Consider the following 24,637-nt stretch of genomic DNA (forward strand, 5'->3'; position numbering starts at 1 on the left):
CAGGTCGGCAACCCCTCTAAAGACGGCAGGCCGCCGCGTGAAGAAAACGCAACGGCCTGCAAACAGCCACAATCAACCCATATGGGGATACTGCCAGGACGTCGGGGCCTCGAAGGTCTCCTTGATCGTGCGCGGCGACACCCACCGGTGCAGGTTCAGCACCGAGCCGGCCTTGTCGTTGGTGCCGCTGCCCCGGGCCCCGCCGAAGGGCTGCTGCCCCACGACCGCCCCGGTCGGCTTGTCGTTGATGTAGAAGTTGCCCGCCGCGTCGCGCAGGGCGGTGGCGGCCCAGTCCACGACCGAGCGGTCGGTGGCGAAGATGGAGCCGGTGAGCGCGTACGGCGACACGGACTCGGCCTGGGCGACGGCGTCGGCGAAGGACGCGTCCTGGTAGACGTGCACGCCGAGGATCGGCCCGAAGTACTCGGTCGTGAACACCTCGTGCGCCGGATCGGTGGACTCCACCAGGGTCGGCGCGACGAACCAGCCCTCGCTGTCGTCGGCCGTACCGCCCGCCAGCACGGTGCAGGAGGCGCTGTTCTTGATCCGGTCGAGCGCCGCGGCGTGCTTGGCGAACGCCCGGCCGTCGATCACCGCGCCGCCGAAGGTGGACAGGTCGGTGACGTCGCCGTACCGGATCGTCGAGACCGAGGCCGCCAGCCGGTCCCGCAGGCCGCCCTCCCAGATGGAGCGGGGCACGTAGGCCCGGGCCGCGGCCGAGCACTTCTGGCCCTGGTACTCGTAGGCGCCGCGGAGCAGCGCGGTGTGCAGCATGTCCACGTCGGCGCTGGCGTGCGCGAACACGAAGTCCTTGCCGCCGGTCTCCCCCACCAGCCGCGGGTACGACCGGTAGCGGTCGATGTTCGCCCCGACCTCGCGCCACAGGTGCCGGAAGGTGGCCGTGGAGCCGGTGAAGTGGATACCGGCCAGGTCCCGGTCGGCCAGCACCACGTCGGACACGGCCAGGCCGTCCCCGGTGACCATGTTGATCACGCCCGGCGGCAGCCCGGCCGCCTCGAACAGCCGCATGGTGAAGTGCGCGGCGAGCTGCTGGGTCGGCGACGGCTTCCAGACCACGGTGTTGCCCATCAGCGCCGGCGCCGAGGGCAGGTTGCCGGCGATGGCGGTGAAGTTGAACGGGGTGATCGCGTAGACGAAGCCCTCGAGCGGGCGGTGGTCGAAGCGGTTCCACACCCCCGGGGAGGACTGCGGCTGCTCACCGAGGATCTTCTCGCCGAACGCGACGTTGAAGCGCAGGAAGTCGATCAGTTCGCAGGCGGCGTCGATCTCGGCCTGCTGGACCGACTTCGACTGGCCCAGGATGGTGGCCGCGTTGAGCGTGTCGCGCCAGCCGCCGGCCAGCAGCTCGGCGGCGCGCAGGAAGACCGCGGCACGCTCGCTGAACGGCAGGGCGCGCCAGCCCGGTGCGGCCCGCTTGGCGGCGGCCACCGCGGCGGCGGCGTCCTCGTGCGTGGCGTTGCCGGTGACGCCGAGCACGTGGTGACGCTTGTGCGGCTGCACCACCTCGATCGGCTCGCCGCCGCCCAGCCGGCGCTCGCCCCCGATCGTCATGGTGAGGTCCGGGCGCTCGCCGGCCATCGCGTCCAGCCGCGTCCGCAGCGAGGCCCGCTCCGGGCTGCCCGGCGCGTAACTGCGCACCGGCTCGTTGTGCGGCTCCGGCACGGCAAACAGGGCGTCCATCACGTACTCCTCAACCTCGTGGGTTTTACCTGGTGGTGACATCGTGTGTCGGAATCCATCCTCGCATGCGGGCAACGGCCGTCCAGGGCCCTCACGGGTCGCTGGGGGCCCGCGTACCCTGAGGCGCATGAGTGAGGCGGACGGCGAGGTCACGGCGGCTGAAGGCGCTCAGGACGGCGCGGAACAGGCACCCTCGCGGGGCGTGCTGCTGGCCGCCGTCGGCATCAGCTGGATGGCCGCGATGCTGTGGTCCGCCCGGGCCACCATCACCGGCCGGGTGGACGCCGAGATGGAGGTCACCTCCACCGCGTACGCGATGCCCGGGGCGGTCTCCGCGAGCCTGGTCGCGGGCGCGGCCGTCGCGCTCGCCGTGCTCGCGTTCCTGAGCCGCGGCGACCGCAGGCCGGGGGTCACCGTCCGCTTCGCCGTCGCGACCGGCGCCGGCCTCGCGGTCGGCCTGCTGGGCGCGCTCACGATCATCACGATCAACACCGAGGGCTGGCTGTACGCGGTCGTCGGCGGCACGGTCGCGGCCGCGGCGACGATCGGCGGCGCGCTGGCCGCGTTCCGCTACCCGCGGGTGACCGCCGCGGTGTGCTGGGGTGCGGTCGCCGTCTTCGTGGTCGGCTTCGTGCTCAACGTGCTGCAGGACATGGTGCTGCCGCTGCTCGGCTCCGGCGACACGGCCGCCTCGCAGACCAGCGCGGCGAGCTGGTTCGGGCTGCTCCAGGCGGTGCTCAGCGGCCTGGCCGGCGGCCTGATCGCGTACCGGCTGCTGCGCCGCGCCCGGCGCGGCACCGACCTGCGCTGGCCGCTGTACGCACTGGCCGGCGCGGGCCCCGGGCTGCTGCTGGTGGTCGGCGAGGGACTGACCCGGACGGCGGGGTCGCGGGTGCTGGAGCTGGCCGGCAAGGTCAGCGAGCTGGAGCTGACGGTGCAGCAGATGCTGAGCGGCTCGCGGCTCAACAACGGGCTGGTGGTGCTCTTCGTGGGCGCGTTCACGGCGATCGTCGCGGTCGGCCGGACGCTGGGTCCGGCCGACGGCGGGGCGGCGCGGGCGGTTGATCCCGACGAGGTTGAGCGGGCCGACGAGCCGCAGACCGTGCCGGCGCGGCAGGACGACTGAGCGGTCAGACGAGTTCGTCGAGCTCGGTCACCGCGTACCACTCGAGCTCGTGGTCCTCGGCGCTGTCCACCGTGAACTGGGCGTCGGGATCGCCGGCCTGGGCCTCCTCGACCACCTCGGCCGCCGCGCCGACGTCCTCGGCCGCGCCCTGCCCGTCGACGTGGATCGACGCGACCTCCTTGAGCGAGATCGCCACCGGCAGCCGCACCGTGCTCGAGCCGAGGTCGACGTCCTCGCGGACCAGCGCCTCGGAGGCCACGTCGGCCGAGACGACCACGCGCCGGCGCGGTGCCTTCGAGTCGTGCCGCAGCAACCGCAGCGCGGCCTGGGCGGCGCGGGTGAACGCGACGTACTCCAGCTCCTCCTCGTCGCCCTCGGCGTACCACTCGCGCAGCGCCGGGGTCACGGCGTGCGCGACCGTCGGCCCGGCGCCGAGCTGCCCGGACGCCCGCATCTCGGCCAGCATCGGTACGGTGGCCGGCACGTAGACCCGGACCAGATCGGTGATCGGCACTCTTCCCCCTGCGGTTCGACCGTCCCCGTAGTACATCGCCGCGGAGGCTACCGGAAGGCTCGTTCCGCCAGTCGTGTCCCTTTCGGTGTTTTCAGCATCCGCAGGGTGCTACCAGCGGGTCGGCCTCGCGGGCGACCTCGCCGGCCGGGGTGCGCAGCGGAAATCCCTCCCGCGCCCAGTATTCGACGCCGCCGAGCATCTCGCGGACCGCGTACCCCCGCAAGGAGAGCGCAAGCGCCGCGCGGGTCGCGCCGTTGCACCCGGGCCCCCAGCAGTAGGTGACGACCGGGACGGCCGGGTCGAGCAGGTCGGCGGCCCGCGCGCCGATCTCGCCGGTGGGCAGGTGCAGGGCGCCGGGGATGTGCCCCTGCGCCCAGGCGGCGGCCGAGCGCGAGTCGATCAGCACGAAGCCGGGCTCGGGCTTGCTCAGCGCGGCCCGGACGTCGGCGACATCGGTCTGGGTGGCGAGACGCTCGGCGAAGATCTCGGCGGCGCGGGTCGGGTTCATCATGGTCATCACGCTAGGGCGGCCGATCCGCCGCCGGCAGGGCCACTCAACGGCCCCAGCTTGTCTCGACGCCGAGATCAACGGTACTTTGCGGCCATGCCCGTGGATCCCACGATCGACCGGACGGACTGGCGCCTGCTGGCGGAGTTGCAGCGCGACGGCCGCGCCTCGTTCGCGGAGCTGGCCCGGGCGGTGGCGATGTCGCCGAGCGCGGTCGCCGAGCGGGTCCGCCGGCTGGAGGAGACCGGGGTCATCGCCGGCTACCGCGCGGTGGTGGACCCGGAGAAGGTCGGCCTCCAGGTGATGGCGATGGTCCGGCTGCGCTACCCGACGGGCAACTACCGGCCGTTCCACGCGCTGCTGGACAGCACCCCGGAGATCATCGAGGCGCACCACGTGACCGGCGAGGACTGCTTCGTGCTCAAGGTGCTGACCCGTTCGATGCGCCACCTGGAAGAGGTCACCGGGCGCATCTCGGGGCTGGGCGCGGTGACCACGAGCGTGGTCTACTCCAGCCCGCTGCCCGGCCGGGCGCTGGCCGCCGGTGATCAGGGGCAGCCGTCGTAGGCAAACGGTGGCAAACTGAACGGTGTGGGGAGATCTGACGTGGAGCCCAGGTTCCTGCTGCTGTCCGACGTGGCGGTCGAGCTGAACGTCTCGGACTCGCAGGTCTACCACATGGTCCGCAGCGGCGAACTCCCCGCGATCAAGATCGGTGGCCGCGGCCAGTGGCGCGTGGAGCGCGCCAAGCTCGAGGAATACATCGCCCAGAAGTACGAGGAAACGGCCAGCTGGGTCGAGCGGAACCCGCTGACCGACCGCGACCAGGACTGACACCCGGTTATCCACAGGGCGCGGGCCCGGCCGTTGACGTGTCTCAATCCGCGAAGCCACACTCGTTGTCGAAGGCAAACGAAGGCAAACGCAAGGATTGGCGGCTGCTCATGTCGACGGTCACGGTGACGAGGCAAGGTCCCCAACCAGCGATCAGGCTGCGGCCGGCGCCCCGCCACGAGCCCCCGTTCGACGACGAACGCGACCTCCGCACCTGGCCGACCCCGCACCAACTGGCCCTCGACTGGTCCTGCCCGATCGACCGCACCCCGCCGCCCCCGCCACCCCCACCGGTGAAGCGAACGGTGGTGACCGGCGCATCAACGGAGGCCCGCCTGGCGGTCCGCCGCTTCGTGAGCACCTGCATCGAGGTCCTGAACGGCTACCGCCCGGCGGCACACCTCCGCCGGCTGTCCCAGCCCCGCGAGGCGGCCACGGTGGTGGCCCAGGGCGTGGCAGGCGCCCGCCGGGTGACGGAAGCCCGTCAGACCCGAGCCACGGGCCGCAGCAGTCGCCAGCGCCCGGCGGCGGTGGTCCGCCTCCAACTGTGCGAACCCCGGGAAGGTGCAGTGGAGGCGGCAGCGGTCGTGGTAGTCGGCGACAAGACCCACGCGATGGTTATCCGGCTGGAACGACAGAACGAATCCTGGCTGGCGACAACCTTTCGCCTGATCTAGCTCCCGGGGCGTCCACCGAGCAGTACCGGCAGTGGCCGCCCCGGGCTCCACCCACCAGCCTGCCGCCGCCTTCTGCCTGCGCGACAGTTGCGGACAAGAAAACGGCCCCGCGGCAAAGCCGCGAGGCCGTAATCAGGAAGAGCTAAACAGCCCCGGGCGCCCCATGGCACCGCTTGTACTTCTTGCCGGACCCGCAATAGCAGGGAGCATTCCGGGACGGACCGTTGCTGGCCTCAGCCTGCCCGGACCCCCGGGACCGGTTGGCCGAGGAATGCGCCGGCCCAGCCGGAACCACCGGCGACCCGAGGCCCAGAGCGGGAGCCTGCTGCTCGTGCTGGATCTGCGGAGCGCCGGCCCCGGCCTCGCCGTCGATGGTCGGCGCCGTGTACTGCAGGGCCTGCGGGCGGCGGTTCCCGCCCAGGCCCTTCGCGCGGACCTCGACGGTCGGCTCGGCGCCCGGGAGCGGGACCGCCTGGGACGGGTCGACCGTGACGGTGGGGGCTTCCTCGACCTGGACCTCGAGGTTGAAGAGGAAGCCGACCGCTTCCTCCTTGATGCCCTCCATCATCTGGTTGAACATGTCGAAGCCCTCGCGCTGGTACTCGACCACCGGGTCGCGCTGGGCGTACGCCCGCAGGCTGATGCCTTCCTGCAGGTAGTCCATCTCGTACAGGTGCTCGCGCCACTTGCGGTCGATCACCGCGAGCAGGACCTGGCGCTCCAACTCGCGGACCGCGTCCTCGCCGAGTTCTTCCTCGCGGGCCGAGTACGCCGCCTGGGCGTCCTTCTGCAGCTCCGCGATCAGGAACTCCTGGTCGAGGGTGGTGCGCTCGCCGCCGGACTCCTCCACGAGGTCATCGACGGTGACCGCGACCGGGTAGAGGCGCTTGAGGCTGACCCAGAGCTGGTCGAGGTCCCAGTCCTCGGCGTAGCCGTCCGAGGTGGCCGCCCGGACGTAGTCCGCGACCACGTCGTTGATCATGTGCTGGGCCTGGTCGTGCATGTCCTCGCCGTCGAGCACGCGCTTGCGCTCGGCGTAGATGACCATGCGCTGCTTGTTCAGCACCTCGTCGTACTTGAGGACGTTCTTGCGGATCTCCGCGTTCTGGCCCTCGATCTGGGTCTGCGCGCTGCGGATCTGCCGGGTGACCATCTTCGACTCGATGGGCACGTCCTCGGGGATGTTGAAGCGCTCCATGACCGCCTCGACAGCGCCCGCGCGGAACCGCTTCATCAGGTCGTCCTGCAGCGACAGGTAGAACCGGGACTCGCCTGGGTCGCCCTGCCGGCCGGAGCGGCCGCGGAGCTGGTTGTCGATGCGGCGCGAGTCGTGCCGTTCGGTGCCCAGCACGTACAGGCCGCCGGCGGCGGTGACCTCGGAGGCCTCGGCCTCGCAGGCTTCCTTCCAGTTCGGCAGGACCTCTTCGAGGGCCTTCGCGTATTCCTCCGCGTCCTCGACCGGGTCCAGGCCGCGCTGGCGCAGCTCGCTGGCCGCGAGGAACTCCGGGTTGCCGCCGAGCAGGATGTCGGTGCCGCGGCCCGCCATGTTGGTGGCGACCGTGACGCCGCCCTTGCGGCCGGCCTGCGCGATGATCGTGGCTTCCTGGGCGTGGAACTTGGCGTTCAGCACGCTGTGCGGGATGCCGCGCTTGCGCAGCAGGGTCGAGAGGATCTCGGAATTCTCCACCGAGACCGTGCCGACCAGGACCGGCTGGCCGGTCGCGTGCCGCTCGGCGATGTCCTCGATGACCGCGTTGAACTTGGCCTTCTCGGTCTTGTAGATGACGTCCGGGTGGTCGATCCGGATCATCGGGCGGTGCGTCGGGATGGACACCACGCCGACCTTGTAGACCTGGTTGAACTCGCCGGCCTCGGTCTGCGCCGTGCCGGTCATGCCGCCGAGCTTGTTGTAGAGCCGGAAGTAGTTCTGCAGCGTGATGGTCGCCAGGGTCTGGTTCTCCTGCTTGACCTCGACGCCTTCCTTCGCCTCGATGGCCTGGTGCATGCCCTCGTTGTAGCGGCGGCCGTGCAGGATGCGGCCGGTGAACTCGTCGACGATCAGCACCTCGCCGTTCTCGTCGACGATGTAGTCCTTGTCCTTGCGGTAGAGCTCCTTGGCCTTGATGGCGTTGTTCAGGTAGCCCACCAGCGGGGTGTTCACCGACTCGTACAGGTTGTCGATGCCGAGGCGGTCCTCGACCCGGGCGACGCCGCGCTCGGTGACCGCGACGGTGCGCTTGGCCTCGTCGACCTCGTAGTCGCCCTCGCCGTCCTTGCCCTTCTGCAGGCGGCCGACCAGGGCGGCGAACTCGCCGTACCAGCGGGCGGAGTGCTCGCCGGGGCCGGAGATGATCAGCGGGGTGCGGGCCTCGTCGATGAGGATCGAGTCCACCTCGTCGACGATCGCGTAGTTGTGGCCGCGCTGGACCAGCTCGGCCGCCGACCACGCCATGTTGTCGCGCAGGTAGTCGAAGCCGAACTCGTTGTTGGTGCCGTACGTGATGTCGCACTCGTAAGCGGCCCGGTGCTCGGCGGCCGGCCGGTTCGGCAGGATCACGCCGACGGTCAGGCCGAGGAACACGTGCACCCGGCCGACCCACTCGGCGTCGCGCTGGGCCAGGTAGTCGTTGACCGTGATGATGTGCACGCCGTCGCCGCTCAACGCGTTGAGGTAGGCCGGGAACACGCCGGTCAGGGTCTTGCCCTCACCGGTCTTCATCTCCGGGATGTTGCCGAAGTGCAGCGCGGCGCCGCCCATGAGCTGGACGTCGTACGCACGCTGCCCGAGCACTCGCCGGGCCCCCTCACGGGCCACCGCGAACGCCTCCACCAGCAGCGAGTCGAGTGACTCACCGTCGGCGACGCGCTCCTTGAACTGCTCGGTGCACTCACGCAGCTCGTCGTCGGTGAGGTCGGTGTAGTCGTCCTCGATCGAGTTGACCGCGTTAGCGATCGCCTTGAGCCGACGCACCATACGGCCTTCGCCGGCACGTAGGAATTTTTCCAAAATCGACACGGGTCAACGCTCCCCTAGACGGTCTGCCGAACCATCGTAGGCGTCTTGTCTGGGCGGCTGTGACCCGAGCCTCCGGTCAACCTCGCAAACACCCCCAAACAGGGCAGCAAGTTCGCTGACAGCGCATCCCGGCCGGGCTCCCGCAACCTTTTGCCGGGCCGGGGCGTGTCGGGGCAGGATGGCCGCGTGGAAACGGCTCCGATCCGCGCCGGCGACCTGCTGCTGCGCCCCTGGTCCCCGGGAGACGCCGAGGCCGTGCACCGGGCGTGCCAGGACCCGGCCCTGCACCGCTGGCTCACCGGCCTGCCCCGGCCGTACCGGATGTCGGACGCCGCCGCCTTCGTCGGTGAGTTCGCGCCGCGGCAACTGGCCACCGGCGCCGCCGTGCACCTGGGTGTCTTCGCCGGTGGCCGGCTGGCCGGCAGCGTCGTGCTCAACGCGATCGACCGGGCGGCAGGCACCGCCGGGATCGGCTACTGGTCCGCGCCCTGGGCGCGCGGCCGCCGGGTCGCCGAACGCGCCGGGCGCGCGCTGCTGACCCGGGCCTTCGCCGAAGGGCTGAGCCGGATCGACTGGCGGGCCACGGTCGGCAACCACGCCTCGCGGCTGACCGCGCTGCGGCTCGGCTTCACGATGATCGGCGAGCAGCCCGGCGCCGGGCCGGCGAGCCCGGACCGGTGGCTGGCCGCGCTGCTGCCCGGCGACCTCACGGCCGCGGGCACGGACGTCCCCGATCCGGTACGCCGGGCCGCCCGCACCTTCGGCGGGGCCCAGCCCACCCTGACCGCCGGCGAGCTGACCCTGCGCCCGCCCACCCGCGGCGACGTACCCGGCATCGTCGAGTGCCGGAGCGACCCGGAGACCGCGCGCTGGTTCGGCGGGCCGCGGCCGTACACCGAGCGGCACGCCCGGGAGCACGTCGACCGTTCCGTGCCGGGCCGCTGGGCCCGCGGCGCCGAGGCGGTCTTCGTGATCGCCGCCGCCGGGGACGCGTACGCGGGCCGGGTCGACCTGCGGCTGCGGCCCGCCGAACCCGGGGTGGCCGAGGTCGGGTTCGTGGTCTCGCCGGGCTTCCGCGGGCGCGGTTACGCGGCCGCCGCAGTGCGCGAGATCTGCCGCTGGGGCTTCGCCGAGCTGGGTCTGACCCGGATCGAGTGGCGCGCCGAGGTGGGCAACGATGCATCACGGCGGGTGGCCGAGCATGCAGGCTTCACGCTCGAGGGTCTGCTGCGGCAGGCCCTGGGTGCCCACGGCGAGCGGCGGGACTGCTGGGTGGGCGCGCTGCTGAAGGACGCTGTGAAAGGTGACGGGTGATGATCGTTCCCACGCTGGCCGGGCCGGGCGTCCGGCTGCGTGCCCTCGCGCCGCGTGACGTCGACGACCTGGTGACGGGCTACGCCGACCCGGTGATGCGGCGGTTCATGCCGCCGCTGCCGGTGCCGTTCACCCGGGCCCAGGCGCAGGAGTACGTCACCGACGTGGCACCGGGCATGTTCGCCGACGGCGGCGGACTGTGGGCCGTCGCCGACCCGGCGACCGATCGGCTGCTCGGCGGGGTCGGCCTGGACAAGGTGGTGGCGCACCGCGGGCAGTGCGAGATCGGCTACTGGGTCGGCCCGTGGGCCCGGCGGCGCGGCGTGGCGGTGGCGGCGGTGCGCACGCTCACCGAGCACGCGTTCCACACCGGCATGGCCCGGATCGAGCTGCTCACCCACCGGGAGAACGGCGCCAGCCAGCGGGTCGCGCTCGCGACCGGCTTCCGGGCCGAGGGAGTACGCCGCGCGGTGCTGCCCAACCGCACCGGCGGCCGCGACGACCTGCTGGCCTACGCGCGGCTGGCGGGCGACAAGCCGGAGCCGGCCGACCGCCTGCTGCCCGACCTGCCCGGCGGCGAGCTCACCGACGGCCTGGTGACGCTGCGCCGGCTGGGCCCGGACGACCTGAGTTTCCACGCCGAGCTGCACTGCCTGCCGGAGGTCGTGGCGACCAGCGTGCCGCCGGTCGCGCCCAGCCGCGAGGACATGGCCCGGCGCTGCGCCTGGGCCGAGGCGCACTGGCTCGCGGGTGAGCGTGCCGACCTGGTCATCCTGGACGCCGCGAGCGGCCGGCCGGCCGGCGAGATCGGGTTGTACTACCAGGAGCCACGCACCGGGCAGGCGATGATCGGCTACAGCATGCTGCCGGGCTGGCGGGGGCGCGGCTTCCCGACCCGGGCGGCGCAGCTGCTGTCGTTGTGGGCGTTCGCCGAGACCGGCATCGCAAGGCTGATCGCCGGCGCCCTGCCGACCAACCTGGCCTCGCAGCGGGTGCTGGAGAAGGCGGGCTTCAAGCGGGAGGCGTACCTGCGTTCCCGGTTGCCGGGCAACGACGGGCGGCGCACCGACGACGTGCAGTTCGCACTGCTGGCGGAGGACCTGCTGGCGGAGGGCGCACGCCTCGACGGCTGACGTACGGGATCACCGCACGCCAGCCGGAGGGCTTCTTCTCAGCTACGCGGTTGCTTCCAGGCTGAGAATGCCGTAGTCGTAACCTCTGCGCCGATAGACGACGCTGGGCCGGCCGCTCTCCTTGTCATGAAAGAGATAGAAGTCGTGGCCGACGAGCTCCATCTGGAAGAGAGCGTCGTCGACGGTCATCGGGTCGGCGGGGTGTTCCTTCTCCCGCACGATGCGCCACGGCTGGTTGTCATCGTGTTCCATCAGCTCGGTCGCCACCGGGGATTCCTCGGCCTGCGGCGTGAGGCTCGGCAGGTCGGTGGGGAGCTTGGCGGTGGCCTCGGCGACCGATACCGGTGCGTGCCGTCCACGGTGCACACGGCGCCGGTCGGCGGCGCGGCGCAGGCGGCCGTCCAGCTTGGTGCAGGCAAGGTCCAGCGCGCCGTAGAAGTCCTTGGCACTCGCTTCGGCGCGGATCACGGGCCCTCTGGTCACCACGGTGATCTCGACGCGCTGGCAGTTGTCGGACTGCCGGGGGTTGCGTTCGTGGAAGAGCTCCACGTCGACCCTGATCAGCTTCTGGTCATAGCGCTCGACCTTCGCCAGTTTGTCTGCGACATGCTCCCGGTAGTGGTCGGGAACCTCTACGTTGCGGCCCTTGACGACAATGTCCACTCGTGACCTCCCCCAACGTTACGTAACTGCGGGCGCCCGGCGACGGGGTGCCGGGGGGCGCCGTACTGCGACGCGGTGTGCTGGCTTCGGCGATGCCCGGGATCATGGAGCGAACCCACGCAAATCACCGAATCGGCTTACGAGGACGCTCCTTTCCGGTGCGGCGGGCCCGAGCCCGGCCGGCGGGCTTCGACTTCGCTCCGGTGGCGGGTAAGTCGCGGACACTTACCCTCGTCACCAAGACGCTAACCTGCCGACGGCCGCCCGTCACCCCTCGTTCGGGGAACGGAACCACGGACTTTCGGCCCTGGCGGCGCCCCGGTGGGCGCCCGTACCCGGATCTCCGCCCGGTTCGCGCGCAGCCTGGTGGCCGCCAGCACCGCGGCACCCGTGACCTGCATGTCCGCCTCCCGAAGGCGACCCGCCACCGCGGCCAGGGTGGCCCCGGTCGTGACGATGTCGTCGACCACTATCAGCGTGCCTCGCATCGCGGTTCGGCGTCGCAAAACCGCGATAGGTCCACCCTTGATTCGCAGCGAACTCTCAGCCGCGGCAGCGCGTCCGGCTACGTCCAGTGACGCAGAGTCCGGTCGCGGGAGCGCCCGCAGCGGCTGACCCACCTCAGCGTTCCAGCCGGCCGCGCGCAGCCGACGCACGGCGTGTGCGGCCAGTCTCGCCATGTGGTCACCGTGCCGCTCGCGGGCGGCTGCCGCGGTCGACGGCACGGGGATCAGCCGCACCGGCGCGCTCCGTCCGGCGCCGCCGCGCCGTGCGGCCTCGGCTACCGCCATCGCCAGCAGCGCCCCCAACGGCCGGGCGAGCCGGTGCCGGCCCCTTTCCTTGTACGCGAGCAGCACACCCCGCAACGGCCCCGCGTACGGCCCGACAGCCACGCAACGGGGCATCCCGGGTGGCGGCGGCACCGGAGCGGTCCCGTACGGCGTCAGGGCCTCCAGGGCGGCCGCGCAGACGGCACACGCCCCGTACCGCAGGGGCACCCGTTCGGCGGCACAGCCGGCGCAGGCGCTCGGCAGCACCAGGTCGGCCAGGTCGGCGCCCAGCCCGGACAGCCGTGCCCGCAGCATGCCCAGCCGCTCAGCGCAGGAAGAACGGGGCGGTGGGCTCGGCACCGGGCGGTGAGTTCGGCACCGGGACGGCGAGCTCCGCCACCCCGATCCGGACCGGCCCGGACAGCACGTCGAACGCGGCGCCCTTGGCCACGTACGCGACCGTGTCGGAGCTGTCCGACCCGCTCACCGGGCTGACCGGGTACGCCGTCAGGTAGCTGACGTTGTCCGTGCCGATGTCGTCGAGCCGGGACCGGATCTCGGAGCCGTCGACGGTCATCTCGTAGATCGCCACCCGGTTGCGGTCGGAGCGGGCGCCGGCCACCGTCAGCCAGGTCTCGCTGCTCCAGTCGACGGCGCTGATCTGCCGCAACCCGGCCGTGAGCACCGGCACGGGCTGCAGCATCTGCACGCCGTCGCCGCTGGTGGAGAGCACGGCGACCCAGAGCCGGCCGCCCGCCACCAGGGCCAGCCGGCGGCCGTCCGGCGCCACCGCCACCGTGGAGATGCTCCGCACCGCGCCCGCGCCGCCCACCTCGGTGACCGCCGGGCTGTCCGTGCTGAAGCTGTAGAGCCGGCCGCCGACCGTGATCAGCCCGACCGCGGGGACGTGCGGGTCGTCCGAGGTGATCGCCCAGACCGGCTGGCCGGTGACGCCCGCGGGCAGCCGTACCTTGGCGAGGTTGACCTGCTCCTCGGCGGCCGTGGCGCCGAGCCGCAGCTCCTGCTTGCCGGCCGCGTTGACCACCAGGGCGGCGAAGCGGCGGGTGCCCGCGCCGGCCAGGGCCGCGGCGCGGACCGAGCGGTTGGCCTCCGGGCGCAGCACCGGCACGGGCTCGGTGGCCTTCGGCGAGTCGGACATCCGGCGGATCTGGCCGTTGTAGATCAGGAACCGCTCCGGGGTGGCCGCCAGCGCGTAGGCCGCGTTGCTGGTCAGGTAGCCGGTGCCGCCGAACTTGGCGGTCTCCTGGGTGCCGATCTTGAGTTCCAGGGTGCGCGGCAGGTTGAGCCGCAGCGACCACATGAGCTGGCGGCCGAGCCGTTCCAGGGCGGCGGCGTCGTCCGGCGGCTGCACCGCCTGGCCACTCAGGTTGATCTGCAGCGTGTCGTTGCTGGGCGCGGGCACGTTGCCGTCCAGCAGGGTGCCCTCGGGCAGCGCCTCCACCGCGCCGTCGAGCCGCGCCGACGGCCCGTCGATCAGCCACTTGATGACCTCGTTGGGCACCTGCTCGGAGGGCAGGTCCCGGGGCAGATAGCGGACGTCGGGCACCAGGCCGGTGTGCTCGAGGTTCCAGAAGTAGATCTTGCGGCGCTCGTAGAACTGGTTCAGCGCGTCGTCGGTGAGCAGCAGGAACGGCGGCGCCTTGGTGACGAACAGCCCGTCCTGGCCCGCCACCGACGCCACGGTCAGCTTGTACTCGGTCTCGGCGAAGTCCGCGGGCGGGGTGATCGTGCCGTCGCGGCCCAGCACGCCGACCGTCTGGGCGCGCAGGGTCACCACGTCGCTGCCCGGGTTGACCAGCGTGTCGACCGGGTGGATCACCCTGATCTCGGCCGGCGCCCGGAACTGCGCGCCGGCGGTCGGCGAGAGGAACTCCTTGACCCGGTCCATCGCGCCGTTCAGGTCCCCGGCGGCGGCTTCCAGGTAGTAGTTCACGAAGGTGCGCGGATCCGAGCTGGCCTCCCGGCCGTTCCGGATCGGGGCGACGTCGTCGCTGGTGGACGCGCCGGTCGAGGGCCCCGGCCCGACCCGCTGCACGTCGGTGCTGTCCGGGATGCCGCAGCCGGCGGCCAGCAGGACGGCGGCCAGCGGCGCGGCCAGCAGCAAGCGGAACCGGCGCCTCACCGGGCCACCTCGGCGGGCTCGCCGGCGTTCGGGCCGGTGGCCGCGCCACGGGCGCCGGACCCCGCCTCCAGGGCGAGCGGCACCGCGTCGACCGCGCGGTCCCGGGGGATCAGCGGCAGCGGGGCGGCGACCAGGCGGTCACCGGAGCGCACCGGCACGGTCAGCCGGAACTGCGCGCCGCCGCCCGGCTCGCCCCAGGCCTCCAGCCAGCCGCCGTGCAGCCGGGCGTCCTCGACGGAGATGGACAGGCCCAGGCCGGTGCCGCCGGTCTGCCGGGCCCGGGACGGGTCGGCCCGCCAGAACCGGTTGAACACCAGCCGCTCCTCCCCCGGCTTGAGGCCGACACCGTGGTCGCGCACGGTCACCGCGACGGCGGCCTCGTCGGTGGCGAGCGTGACCTCGACCGGGCGGCCCTCGCCGTGCTCGACCGCGTTGCCGACCAGGTTGCGCAACACCCGTTCGATCCGGCGCGGGTCGACCTCGGCGATCACCGGGGTCTCCGGCAGCCGCAGCTCGATGACCACGCCGACCCGCTCGGCCAGCCCGCCGAGGCGCTCCGCGACCCGCTCGACGATCGGCACCAGGTCGGTGTGCTCGGCGTCCAGCGCGGCGAAGCCGGCGTCGAAGCGGCTGATCTCCAGCAGGTCGGTGAGCAGGCTCTCGAACCGGTCCAGCTCGGCCTGGAGCAGCTCGGCGCTGCGGGCCACGGCCGGCTCGAACTCCTCGCGCTCGGAGAAGATCAGGTCGGCGGCCATCCGGACCGTGGTGAGCGGCGTGCGCAGCTCGTGCGACACGTCCGAGGTGAAGCGCCGCTGCAGCCGGGACATCTCCTCCAGCCGGACGATCTGGCGTTGCAGATTGGCCGCCATCTGGTTGAACGAGGCGGCCAGCAGGGCCAGGTCGTCCTCGCCGTCGACCTTCATCCGCTGGTCGAGCAGGCCGGCCGAGAGCCGCTGGGCGGTCCGGGCGGCGACCCGCACCGGGGTGACGACCATCCGGGTGACCAGGCCGGCCACCACGCCGAGCAGGATCACCAGGGCCAGGCCGGTGACCAGCACCGTGGTGCGGATCTGGTTGGCCGCCCGGTCCTCGGTGGTCAGCGGCACCAGGTAGTAGAGCTCGACGTGGCCGAAGCTGGTCGGCACCGGTGAGCCGTACACCAGGTATTTGATCTGCTCGCCGCCCACCTCGGCGGTGCCGATCCGCTGAGCCACCTGGCCGGTGCCGGCCACGGTGCGGACCAGCTCCCGGGTGATCAGCGCCGACGTGTCGACCTTGACCGAGGTGACCGGCTTGAGCTCCGGGAAGGTGTCGGCGCGCAGCGAGACGATCGCGCCGCCGCTCTCGGCGGAGTCGCCGTCGGACAGCCGGCTGACCGTGTCGAAGATGGTCGCCGGCAGCTTCGGGTCGCGCACCTGCGGGTGCACGGTGAGCTGCGCCATGGCGTACTCCACCTTGCCCTGCATCTGCGCCTGCACCTCGTCCTCGGCGCGGTCCAGCAGGATCTGGGTGCTGCGGTCGGCGATGAACCAGCCGAAGCCGCCGACCAGCAGGCTGGACGCCACCAGGGTCAGCGTGACCACCCGCAGGTGCAGCGAGCGGCGCCAGGCCCGGCGGGCGGGTGCGGCGAGCCGGTGGCCGTGGCGCAGCGCGATACGCCATTGCCGCCGCACCACCCTCAGGGTGCGGCGGATGGGCATCGGTAGCCAGGCGGGAGCATGCATCTCGGGGGCAAGGTTAGCCCCCCGTCCAACCGCCCCACCACCGCCCCTGACCGGACTAAAGGCCCTTCTAGCTGCCCTTACCCAGTCCCCGCCTTGTATCCGACACCGCGCACCGTAAGGATGATCTCCGGCCGCTCCGGGTCCGGCTCGATCTTGGCGCGCAGCCGCTGGACGTGCACGTTGACCAGCCGGGTGTCGGCCGCGTGCCGGTAGCCCCAGACCTGCTCGAGCAGCACCTCGCGGGTGAAGACCTGGCGCGGCTTGCGGGCGAGCGCGACCAGCAGGTCGAACTCGAGCGGCGTCAGCTTCACCTCCTCGCCGTCGCGGGAGACGGTGTGCGCCGGCACGTCGATGGTGATCTGGTTGCCGGGCGGCCCGATGGTGAGCAGCTCGGGCGCGGCGTCCTCGCCCCGGCGCAGCCGGGCCCGCATCCGCGCGACCAGCTCCTTGGGCTTGAACGGCTTCACCACGTAGTCGTCGGCGCCGGACTCCAGGCCGAGCACCACGTCCACGGTGTCGCTCTTGGCGGTCAGCATGACGATCGGGATGCCGGACTCGGTGCGGATCGCCCGGGCCACGTCGATCCCGCTCATCCCGGGCAACATCAGGTCCAGCAGGACGATGTCCGGCCGGCTCTCGCGGAACGCGGCGAGGGCACGTTCGCCGTCGGCGACGAAGGAGGGCAGGAAACCTTCGCTGCGCAGGACGATACCGAGCATCTCGGCCAGCGCTGGGTCGTCATCGACGACGAGTACCCGGGCTCTCATGCGATCCAATATTGCACTGTCCCCTTCAGGCCCGTGTGACCGCCCGGCGATCATCGGCGGCGGCGCTGCTGATCATGGACCGACGGCCCGGAAAAATCCAGGCTAGACGAACAGGGCCCGGCCCCAGTGGTCGTCCGGGCCGGCCACGCCGGGCGGGCAGGCGAACAGGGCCTGCGAGACCGGCTTGAGGTACTCGTTCATCAGGTCGGTGCGGGACAGGTTGCGCTGGATCGGCACGAACTGCGTGCGCGGGTCGCGCTGGTAGGCGATGAAGAACAGGCCCGCGTTGAGCCGGCCCAGGCCGTCCGAGCCGTCCACGAAGTTGTAGCCCCGGCGGAGCAGCCGGGCGCCGCCGTTCATCGTCGGGTGGGCCAGCCGGACGTGCGAGTTGACGGCCAGCACCGGCTCGCCGTCGGCGGTGCGGGCGTTCAGGTCGGGCTCCTCGAACTCGCCGGTCCTGCCCAGCGGCGCGCCGGAGCCCTTGCGCCGGCCGACGATCAGCTCCTGCTCGGCCAGCGACGTGCGGTCCCAGGTCTCGACGATCATCTTGATCTTGCGGCTCACCAGGTACGAGCCGCCGGTCATCCACTCCGGCCCGTCGCCCGGCTGCACCCACAGGTGGTCGCGCAGCAGCTCCGTCTCCTCGAGCTTGAGGTTGGCGGTGCCGTCCTTGAAGCCGAACAGGTTACGCGGGGTCGCCTGGGCGGTCGAAGTGGACGAGGTGCGCCCGAAGCCCAGCTGCGACCAGCGCACGCTGACCACGCCCATGCCGATCCGGGCCAGGTTGCGGATCGCGTGCACCGCCACCTGCGGATCGTTGGCGCAGGCCTGCACGCACAGGTCACCGCCCGAGATGGCCTCGTCCAGCCGGTCGCCCGGGAAATGCGGCAGGTCGGCCAGCGCCGCGGGCCGCTGGGCGGCGATGCCGAAGCGGTCCTTGCCGGTCGCGTCGCGGAACAGCGTCGGTCCGAAGCCGACCGTGATGGTCAGTCCCGACGGCGGCAGACCCAGCGCTTCGCCGGTGTCGTCCGGCGGCGCCTCCGGGATGCCGCCGACCGCGCCGATCTCGCCGGCGTCCTGGCCCGCGGTCATCCGGGCCGCGGCGGCGGTCCAGTCCTTCAGCAGGCCGATGAGCCGCTCCCGGTCCTTGGTGATGACGTCGAACGCGACGAAGTGCAGCCGGTCCTGGGCGGGCGTGACGATGCCGGCCTGGTGCTCGCCGGTGAACGCCACGGCACCCTCGACCGGGTGGGTTTCGTCGGCGAACGCCTCCTTGACCAGGGCGCCACCGATGGCGGCCGCACCGGCCACCCCCGCCACGCCGACGCCGGCGAGCGCGATGGCCCGCCGGCGCGAGACGATGCTGTCGGACATCGAGGCTCCCTCTACTTCTTCGAGACCACCGCGGCGACCTTGCTGATCGGCTCGGCGAGCGCGTTGATCGCGTCGGAGAGCCCCTTCAGGTCGGCCTCGCTGAGGGTGTTGTGCAACTTCCAGCCGTCGCCGTCGCGATACTTCGACAGCGCGCTGTCCACGTTCGCGAACTCGGCGTCCAGGGTCTTGACCAGCGCGGGATCGCGCTCCTCGAGCACCGGGCGGAGTGCCGCGATGGCCGCCTTGGAGCCCTCCACGTTGGCGCTGAAGTCCCACAGGTCGGTGTGCGAGTAGCGGTCCTCCTCGCCGGTGATCTTGCCGGTGGCGACCTCGTCGAGCAGTTCCTTGGCGCCGTTGGCGAGCTGCAGCGGGGAGAGCTTCTCGGCGTTGGCGCGCGCCACGATCTCCTTGACGTCGACCAGGAGCTGATCGGCGATCGGGCCGTCGGCGGACACGTCCGGCTTCGCCGCCCAGAGGTCCTTCTCCAGGCGGTGGAAGCCGGTGAACTCCATGCCCTCCTCGATGACCTCCTCGCGACCGTCGATCTTCGGGTCGAGGTCACCGAAGATCTCCGCGACCGGCTCGATCCGCTCCCAGTACGTGCGGGTGACCGGGAACAGCGCCTTGGCCTTGTTGATGTCGCCGGCCTTGACCGCGGCCACGAACTCCTCGGTCTTGGGCAGCAGGGCGGCGGTCTGGCTCCTGACGTACCGCGAGTAGCTGGCGGTCGCGGCGGCGAGCTTGGCGTCGTCGGTCAGCGGGGCGGCCGAACCGGAGACGGTCAGCGCGGCCCGGATGCCCTTGCCGCTCATGCCGGGCTTGCAGGCGGTCTCGTACGTGCCGGCCGGCAGCTCCACGTGCAGCTCCCGGGAGAGGCCGGGCGCGATGTTCTCCACCTCGCCCATGACCCGGTCGCCCGCGGCGTACACGTAGAACTCGGTGACCTTGTTGCCGCCGTTGGTGATGGTGAAGACGCTGGTGCCGGCGTCAACCGTGGTGCGGGCCACCTCGCACGCGGTGTCGGAGGCCTTGACGGCGATCGGCCCGCCCGTGGCACCGGCGGTGGTGTCGTCGGCCTTGTCGCCGCCGCACGCGGCCAGGGCGCCGCCGAGGACGCCGACCGCGGCGAGCGCGAGGATTCGGGTGGTACGCATGGGCGGGTTGTCTCCTACTGCTGCGGCGCGGGCGCCGGGGCCGGTTCGGGGGTGACAGCGGGCGCCTTGCTGCGCGCCGGCCGGAGGAAGAGCACGAGCACCGGGATGCCGTACGCGGCCCAGGTGACGGTCTCGAGCACCGAGGCGGTGGGGGTGATGTTGAACATGCCGGTCAGCAACGCGGTGTACCAGGCCGACGGGTCGAGCACGCCGCTGATGTCGTACGCCAGGTTGTTGAGCCCCGGCAGGACGTCCGCCTCCTGGAAGTCGTGCACGCCGTACTTTCCGATGCCGGCGGCGACCAGGATCAGCAGGACACCGGTCCACTTGAAGAAGACCGACAGGTTGATCCGCACCGCGGTCGCGAACATCAGGTAGCCGATCACCACCGCGGATGCGATGCCGACCAGCAGCGCGTAGAGCGGGCGGCTGTTGTCGGCGGCGCCCTGCACGGCGGAGTAGAAGATGAGCGAGGTCTCGAGGCCCTCGCGGACGACGGCGAGGAAGGCCATCACGGCGACCGCGATCGAGCCGACCGCCAGCGCGTCCTGGAGCTTGCCGCGCAGGTCACCGGCGATCGAGCGGGCGGCCCGGCGCATCCAGAAGATCATCCAGGTCACGAAGACCACGGCCAGGATCGAGGTGACCGCCTCGAAGAGCTCGCGGTGCTCGTACTTCTGCAGCAGCGTGGTCGAGGTGTAGCTGAGCAGCCAGCCGAAGAAGACCGACAGCGCGACGGCCAGCCCGACGCCGAGCCAGACCTGGACAAGGCGGTCTCTGCGGTCGGACTTCACCAGGAAGGCGATGAGGATGCTCACCACCAGGGTGGCTTCCAACCCCTCACGCAGGCCGATGAGGTAGGTGGCGAGCATGGCACTCCGTTGCTAAGGCATCCCTAAGTAAGGCTCGGCATACCTTAGTCACGAACGTGGCTCATCAGTCAAGCCGACGCGCTATCTCGCAGGTCACAGGGAGGCGGCCCCGCACCGGAGGCCGCCGCACCCGCGGATCAGACGGCGCGGTCGAACTCGCCGTCCCGGACGCCGGCGAGGAACTCGGCCCAGCCCCGGGTGCCGAACTCCAGGACCGGCCCGGTGACGTCCTTGCTGTCGCGGACGAACACGGCGGAAGCGGCCGAGGCGATCTCGACACAGTGCCCGGCCGCACCACTACGGGTGCTCTTTTGCCAGGTCAGAGCGTTCTGCTGCAATGTCATGCCTTTCACCGGATGAATATCATTGGCTACAACGCGGGAGGGCCTATCGGAGGCGGTCGCCTGTTCGGGCGATGATTTCCCGGGTTTGTGCGACATCCAGCGCCCGGCCCCGCAGGTCGGCGAACGCGTCCCGGTAGACCCGCACGTCGGCCGGCTTGGTACGCAGCCGCCCGCCGATCAGATCTTCAGAGTGCACCACCGGCGGCCGCTGGTCCCCGGCAAACTCAAAGATCACGAAGGCCTCGGTCAGCGCCGCGTGCGAGCCGGCGGAGAACGGCAGCACCATCAGGTCGACGCCGGGACGCTGGCTGGCGTCCAGCAGCCGCTGCAACTGCCGGCGCAGGACGGCCCGGCCGCCGACCTCCCGGTACAGCACGGCCTCGTCGATGACGATGCAGAGCCGGGGCGGCGGGTCGCGGGTCAGCACGCTCTGCCGCGCCATCCGCAGGGCGATCCGGCGCTGGGCCACCTCGGGGTCACGCACCTCGGCGCCCACCTCGATGACGGCGTGCGCGTACTCGTCGGTCTGCAACAGTCCGGGCACGACCTGCGACTCCCACTCGGACATCACGACGGCCTCGGCCTCGAACGCCACGTACTCGTCGTAGGGCTCGGCCACCCACGACCGGTACGGCGCCCACCAGACCCGGACCCGCCCCCGCCGGGCCAGCTCCCGCAGCCGCAGGTGCTCGTCCGGGGTACAGCTGTAGAGCCGGAGCACCCGTTCCAGGTCGGCCTCGCTGATCCCGGTCCGGGCCGTCTCGATCCGGCTCAGCTTCGACTCGGACCAGCCCAGCCGGCCCGCGACCTCGGCGCCCCGGCGTTCCCCCCGCAACCGGCGCAGCTCGTCACCGAGCTCCCGGCGTGCGGCCATCGATGTCGGCCTCGCCACCCGACCTACCGTACCGGTGACCCAGTGCAACTTGCACAGCACTTTATGCACTTGCAGTTAAGCCCGGAGCGTGTGGTAATGAGAGGGAAGAGACTTTGGTGCGGGTCGCCGGGCGGGAGACCGCGCACCAGGCCGCGGGGTCTCTGCGGCAACCTGCGGGCCGCCTGCGGGGGCGACCGGCAGACAGGGAAGCGGACCGGTGGCGGCAACCGCCGGTTCGCTTTTCCACGTACGGCTCAGTAACGGTAGTGGTCCGGCTTGTACGGGCCCTCCACCGCGACACCCAGGTAGGCCGCCTGCTCCTTGGTCAGCTCGGTGAGCTTGACGCCGAGCGCGCCCAGGTGCAGCCGGGCGACCTTCTCGTCCAGGTGCTTGGGCAGCACGTGCACCCCGACCGGGTACTGCTCGGTCTTGGTGAACAGCTCGATCTGGGCGATCGTCTGGTTCGAGAAGCTGTTGCTCATCACGAACGACGGATGCCCGGTCGCGTTGCCCAGGTTCAGCAGCCGGCCCTCGGAGAGCACGATCACCGCGTGCCCGTCATCGAACCGCCACTCGTCGACCTGCGGCTTGACGGTGATCCGCCGGACGTCCGGGCGCCGCGCCAGGCCGGCCATGTCGATCTCGTTGTCGAAGTGGCCGATGTTGCCGACGATGGCCTGGTGCTTCATCCGGGCCATGTGCTCGTGGGTGATGACGCTGTAGCAACCGGTCGCGGTGATGAAGATGTCCGCGGTCTCGACCACGTCGTCGATCGTGGCGACCTGATAGCCGTCCATCGCGGCCTGCAACGCGCAGATCGGGTCGACCTCGGTGACGACGACCCGGGCGCCCTGCCCGCGCAGCGACTCGGCGCAGCCCTTGCCGACATCCCCGTAGCCGAACACCACCGCGACCTTGCCACCGATGAGCACGTCGGTGGCCCGGTTGAGACCGTCGATCAGCGAGTGCCGGCAGCCGTACTTGTTGTCGAACTTGCTCTTGGTGACCGAGTCGTTGACGTTGATCGCCGGGAACAGCAACATGCCCTGCTGCTGCATCTCGTAGAGGCGGTGCACGCCGGTGGTGGTCTCCTCGGTGACACCCTTGATGTTCGCGGCGACCCGGGTCCAGCGCCGATCGTCCTCGGCCAGGCTGCGCCGCAGCACCGACAGGACAACCGCGTGCTCCTCGGAGTCGGCGGCGTCCGCGGCCGGGACCGCGCCGAGCTTCTCGAACTCGGCGCCCCTGTGCACCAGCAGCGTGGCGTCACCGCCGTCGTCAAGAATCATGTTCGGGCCCTCGCCGTCGGGCCAGCGCAGCACCTGCTCGGTGCACCACCAGTACTCCTCGAGCGTCTCACCCTTCCAGGCGTAGACCGGCACACCCCGGGGCTCCGCCGGGCTCCCGTCCGGCCCGACGACAACCGCCGCGGCGGCGTGATCCTGGGTGGAGAAGATGTTGCAGGAGGCCCAACGGACCTCGGCGCCCAACGCGGTCAACGTCTCGATGAGCACGGCGGTCTGAATGGTCATGTGCAGCGAGCCGGTCACCCGCGCGCCCCGCAACGGCCGGCTCGGGCCGTACTCCCGGCGCAGCGACATCAGGCCGGGCATCTCATGCTCGGCCAGCTGAATCTCCTTGCGCCCGAACGCGGCGAGCGACAGATCGGCAACCTTGAAATCGCCGCCGGCCACGGTCGTCGGGCGCGGCGCGCCACTCGCGGCGGGGAGTGTGCTGGTCATCCATGCTCCTGAGAGACGGGGGTCAAGGCAGCGGTCAACTTTACGCGCCGGCCAAGGCCGGCAACGGGACAACGACGCGAGCGGGGATGAGGCCCGGATTTTCCGGTACGGGCACCGACCCGACCACAAGCAACACGGGGTCGACCAGCACACCGGCACGCCGGGCGAGGGGCAGCCTTCGCACCCGGCCGCCGGGCAGGATCTCGGGAGGCGGCCCGGCTCCGCGCCGTGGAGGCCGGCCCGGCGGGTGAACGGGCAGTTCGCAGCCCTCCGGCGCCCGGGCCTGGGCCTGGGCCTGGGCCTGGGCCTGGGGCACGGGCACGGGCACGGGCACGGGCACGGGCCTGGGCCTGGGCCTGGGCCTGGGCCTGGGGCACGGGCACGGGCACGGGCACGGATTCTCGTTCGGTTCCGACTCGCTCGGTTTCCGACTCGCTCGGGTTTCCGACTCGCTCGGTTTCCGACTCGCTCCGGTGCCGGCATGGCTCGGCCCGACTGCTGCTCAGCCCGACGGCGGCTCGCTTCGGAGCCGGCTTGTTGCGGTTCCGGCCGCGGCCGCGGCTGGATAGCGAACGGGGCGACGTGTCCGAAGACTCGCCGCCCCGTTCATCCCCCCGGTTTGGTACCGCGCGCGTCCGTGGGACCCCCCGATCACCAATGACGCTGCGTGTTTATAGATTCACACTCCGCACACGCCATGTCAAGCAAATCCGGAAATTTCGTGATTAATCATTGGGAGGTGTCACGTTAGGGGCGGTTTCCGGTCGGCGGCGGCAGGTGGTGGCCGGATACCGGCGGCAAGCCGTCCACGGATGCCGGCGGCAGGCGGTGGTCGGGTGCCGGCGGCAGGCCGTGGTCGGGTGCCGGCGGCAGGCGGTGTTCGAGGAGTTGGCCGGGCCAGGGGCCGGCTGCGCGCTCGTCCGTGAATGACGCGACCCGGCGGAAGCCCTCGCGCTCGTAATAGCGGACCAGCGCCTGGTCGTCCCCCGCGTAGCAGTCCACCCGCAGCAGCGCCACGCCGCTCTCCCGGGCCAGCTGCCGGGCCCGGTTCAGCAACTGACCGCCGATGCCGCCGCCCGCGTACGCGGGGTCGGTGACCAGCCAGTTCACGTACAGCTCGGGTTCCGGGGCCGGCGGGAGGTGGGCCGGCGCGTCGCCCAGCACCAGCGCGCCCACCGGACGCCCCGACAGGCACGCCAGGTGCAGGCCGCCGTCGCGGGCCCAGGCGCTGATCCGGGCGCGGCGCTCCGGCTCGGCCGACAGCGGTTCGGTGCCCCACTGGCCCGGCCGGCCCCGGGCCACCAGCCCGCGGGCCGCCGCGTCGAGCAGTTCCAGCACCGCCGGCACGTCGGATGCGTCGCCGGGCCGGATGAGAATGGTGCGCACG

22 protein-coding genes are annotated in these 24,637 nt (G+C 71.7%); 6 read left to right on the forward strand and 16 right to left on the reverse strand.

Annotated features, from left to right (window positions below):
* Window positions 1-72 precede the first annotated feature (72 nt).
* Window positions 73-1,701: an L-glutamate gamma-semialdehyde dehydrogenase gene (gene pruA / locus ACIBQZ_RS10565; RefSeq protein WP_396088278.1), complete on the reverse strand. Its 1,629-nt coding sequence runs from the start codon at window positions 1,699-1,701 to the stop codon at window positions 73-75.
* A gap of 127 nt (window positions 1,702-1,828) precedes the next feature.
* Between pruA and ACIBQZ_RS10570 the strand changes: the two genes are divergently transcribed.
* Entirely contained in the window at window positions 1,829-2,827 is a 999-nt protein-coding gene (locus ACIBQZ_RS10570; protein ID WP_396088279.1) for a hypothetical protein, read from the forward strand.
* A gap of 4 nt (window positions 2,828-2,831) precedes the next feature.
* Here ACIBQZ_RS10570 and ACIBQZ_RS10575 read toward each other — a convergent pair whose 3' ends face one another.
* Both ACIBQZ_RS10575 and ACIBQZ_RS10580 read right to left on the reverse strand, forming a co-directional pair.
* Window positions 2,832-3,335, reverse strand: a complete 504-nt coding sequence (locus tag ACIBQZ_RS10575) for a DUF6912 family protein (protein WP_396088396.1) — start codon at window positions 3,333-3,335, stop codon at window positions 2,832-2,834.
* Window positions 3,336-3,432: 97 nt separating this feature from the next.
* Window positions 3,433-3,852 (reverse strand): rhodanese-like domain-containing protein, encoded by a 420-nt coding sequence (locus ACIBQZ_RS10580; RefSeq protein ID WP_396088280.1) that lies wholly within the window; start codon window positions 3,850-3,852, stop codon window positions 3,433-3,435.
* Window positions 3,853-3,945: 93 nt separating this feature from the next.
* Between ACIBQZ_RS10580 and ACIBQZ_RS10585 the strand changes: the two genes are divergently transcribed.
* The 3 genes from ACIBQZ_RS10585 (at window position 3,946) to ACIBQZ_RS10595 (ending at window position 5,360) form a co-directional block, all read left to right on the forward strand.
* Window positions 3,946-4,416, forward strand: coding sequence for an Lrp/AsnC family transcriptional regulator (locus ACIBQZ_RS10585; protein ID WP_396088281.1), 471 nt, complete (start codon window positions 3,946-3,948; stop codon window positions 4,414-4,416).
* A 39-nt stretch (window positions 4,417-4,455) separates the two neighbouring features.
* Complete coding sequence (locus tag ACIBQZ_RS10590; RefSeq protein ID WP_396088283.1) at window positions 4,456-4,683, forward strand: helix-turn-helix transcriptional regulator; 228 nt, start codon at window positions 4,456-4,458, stop codon at window positions 4,681-4,683.
* A gap of 305 nt (window positions 4,684-4,988) precedes the next feature.
* Window positions 4,989-5,360: an Rv3235 family protein gene (locus tag ACIBQZ_RS10595; RefSeq protein ID WP_396088285.1), complete on the forward strand. Its 372-nt coding sequence runs from the start codon at window positions 4,989-4,991 to the stop codon at window positions 5,358-5,360.
* A gap of 142 nt (window positions 5,361-5,502) precedes the next feature.
* On the opposite strand, the gene secA is transcribed toward ACIBQZ_RS10595, so the two are convergent.
* A complete protein-coding gene (gene secA / locus ACIBQZ_RS10600) occupies window positions 5,503-8,376 on the reverse strand; it encodes a preprotein translocase subunit SecA (protein WP_396088286.1) in 2,874 nt (957 codons plus the stop codon).
* A 186-nt stretch (window positions 8,377-8,562) separates the two neighbouring features.
* Here secA and ACIBQZ_RS10605 point away from each other — a divergent pair, with 186 nt between their 5' ends.
* Entirely contained in the window at window positions 8,563-9,690 is a 1,128-nt protein-coding gene (locus ACIBQZ_RS10605) for a GNAT family N-acetyltransferase (protein ID WP_396088287.1), read from the forward strand.
* Window positions 9,690-10,823, forward strand: coding sequence for a GNAT family N-acetyltransferase (locus tag ACIBQZ_RS10610; RefSeq protein ID WP_396088288.1), 1,134 nt, complete (start codon window positions 9,690-9,692; stop codon window positions 10,821-10,823). Before ACIBQZ_RS10605 ends, ACIBQZ_RS10610 begins: the two co-directional genes overlap by 1 nt.
* A gap of 42 nt (window positions 10,824-10,865) precedes the next feature.
* Here the strand turns inward: ACIBQZ_RS10610 and hpf are convergent, their stop codons facing one another.
* The 12 genes from hpf to ACIBQZ_RS10670 all read right to left on the reverse strand — a co-directional run bounded on the left by hpf (window position 10,866) and on the right by ACIBQZ_RS10670 (window position 24,636).
* Window positions 10,866-11,486, reverse strand: coding sequence for a ribosome hibernation-promoting factor, HPF/YfiA family (gene hpf, locus ACIBQZ_RS10615; protein ID WP_396088289.1), 621 nt, complete (start codon window positions 11,484-11,486; stop codon window positions 10,866-10,868).
* A gap of 245 nt (window positions 11,487-11,731) precedes the next feature.
* The gene (locus ACIBQZ_RS10620) at window positions 11,732-12,571 is read right to left on the reverse strand and encodes a ComF family protein (RefSeq protein WP_396088290.1); all 840 of its coding nucleotides are present in this window, start codon (window positions 12,569-12,571) and stop codon (window positions 11,732-11,734) included.
* 10 nt (window positions 12,572-12,581) lie between these two features.
* The gene (locus tag ACIBQZ_RS10625) at window positions 12,582-14,399 is read right to left on the reverse strand and encodes an LpqB family beta-propeller domain-containing protein (RefSeq protein WP_396088291.1); all 1,818 of its coding nucleotides are present in this window, start codon (window positions 14,397-14,399) and stop codon (window positions 12,582-12,584) included.
* The gene (gene mtrB, locus ACIBQZ_RS10630; RefSeq protein WP_396088292.1) at window positions 14,396-16,099 is read right to left on the reverse strand and encodes an MtrAB system histidine kinase MtrB; all 1,704 of its coding nucleotides are present in this window, start codon (window positions 16,097-16,099) and stop codon (window positions 14,396-14,398) included. The genes ACIBQZ_RS10625 and mtrB overlap by 4 nt, the downstream gene beginning before the upstream one ends.
* Before the next feature lie 101 nt (window positions 16,100-16,200).
* On the reverse strand, window positions 16,201-16,890 hold the full coding sequence (gene mtrA, locus ACIBQZ_RS10635; RefSeq protein ID WP_396088293.1) for an MtrAB system response regulator MtrA: 690 nt from the start codon (window positions 16,888-16,890) through the stop codon (window positions 16,201-16,203).
* A 102-nt stretch (window positions 16,891-16,992) separates the two neighbouring features.
* Window positions 16,993-18,264 carry an iron uptake transporter deferrochelatase/peroxidase subunit gene (gene efeB, locus ACIBQZ_RS10640; protein WP_396088294.1) on the reverse strand — a complete coding sequence of 424 codons (1,272 nt, stop codon included), beginning with the start codon at window positions 18,262-18,264 and terminating at the stop codon, window positions 16,993-16,995.
* An 11-nt stretch (window positions 18,265-18,275) separates the two neighbouring features.
* A complete protein-coding gene (gene efeO, locus ACIBQZ_RS10645; protein WP_396088295.1) occupies window positions 18,276-19,418 on the reverse strand; it encodes an iron uptake system protein EfeO in 1,143 nt (380 codons plus the stop codon).
* A 14-nt stretch (window positions 19,419-19,432) separates the two neighbouring features.
* The gene (gene efeU / locus ACIBQZ_RS10650; protein ID WP_396088297.1) at window positions 19,433-20,290 is read right to left on the reverse strand and encodes an iron uptake transporter permease EfeU; all 858 of its coding nucleotides are present in this window, start codon (window positions 20,288-20,290) and stop codon (window positions 19,433-19,435) included.
* A 137-nt stretch (window positions 20,291-20,427) separates the two neighbouring features.
* Window positions 20,428-20,634, reverse strand: coding sequence for a DUF397 domain-containing protein (locus tag ACIBQZ_RS10655; RefSeq protein WP_396088299.1), 207 nt, complete (start codon window positions 20,632-20,634; stop codon window positions 20,428-20,430).
* A 43-nt stretch (window positions 20,635-20,677) separates the two neighbouring features.
* Window positions 20,678-21,526 (reverse strand): helix-turn-helix domain-containing protein, encoded by an 849-nt coding sequence (locus ACIBQZ_RS10660; protein WP_396088301.1) that lies wholly within the window; start codon window positions 21,524-21,526, stop codon window positions 20,678-20,680.
* A gap of 236 nt (window positions 21,527-21,762) precedes the next feature.
* Complete coding sequence (gene ahcY, locus ACIBQZ_RS10665; protein ID WP_396088302.1) at window positions 21,763-23,250, reverse strand: adenosylhomocysteinase; 1,488 nt, start codon at window positions 23,248-23,250, stop codon at window positions 21,763-21,765.
* 747 nt (window positions 23,251-23,997) lie between these two features.
* Entirely contained in the window at window positions 23,998-24,636 is a 639-nt protein-coding gene (locus tag ACIBQZ_RS10670) for a GNAT family N-acetyltransferase (RefSeq protein ID WP_396088303.1), read from the reverse strand.
* Between the last annotated feature and the right edge of the window lies 1 nt (window position 24,637).

Source organism: Actinoplanes sp. NPDC049599 (assembly GCF_044465625.1).
GTDB lineage: Bacteria > Actinomycetota > Actinomycetes > Mycobacteriales > Micromonosporaceae > Actinoplanes.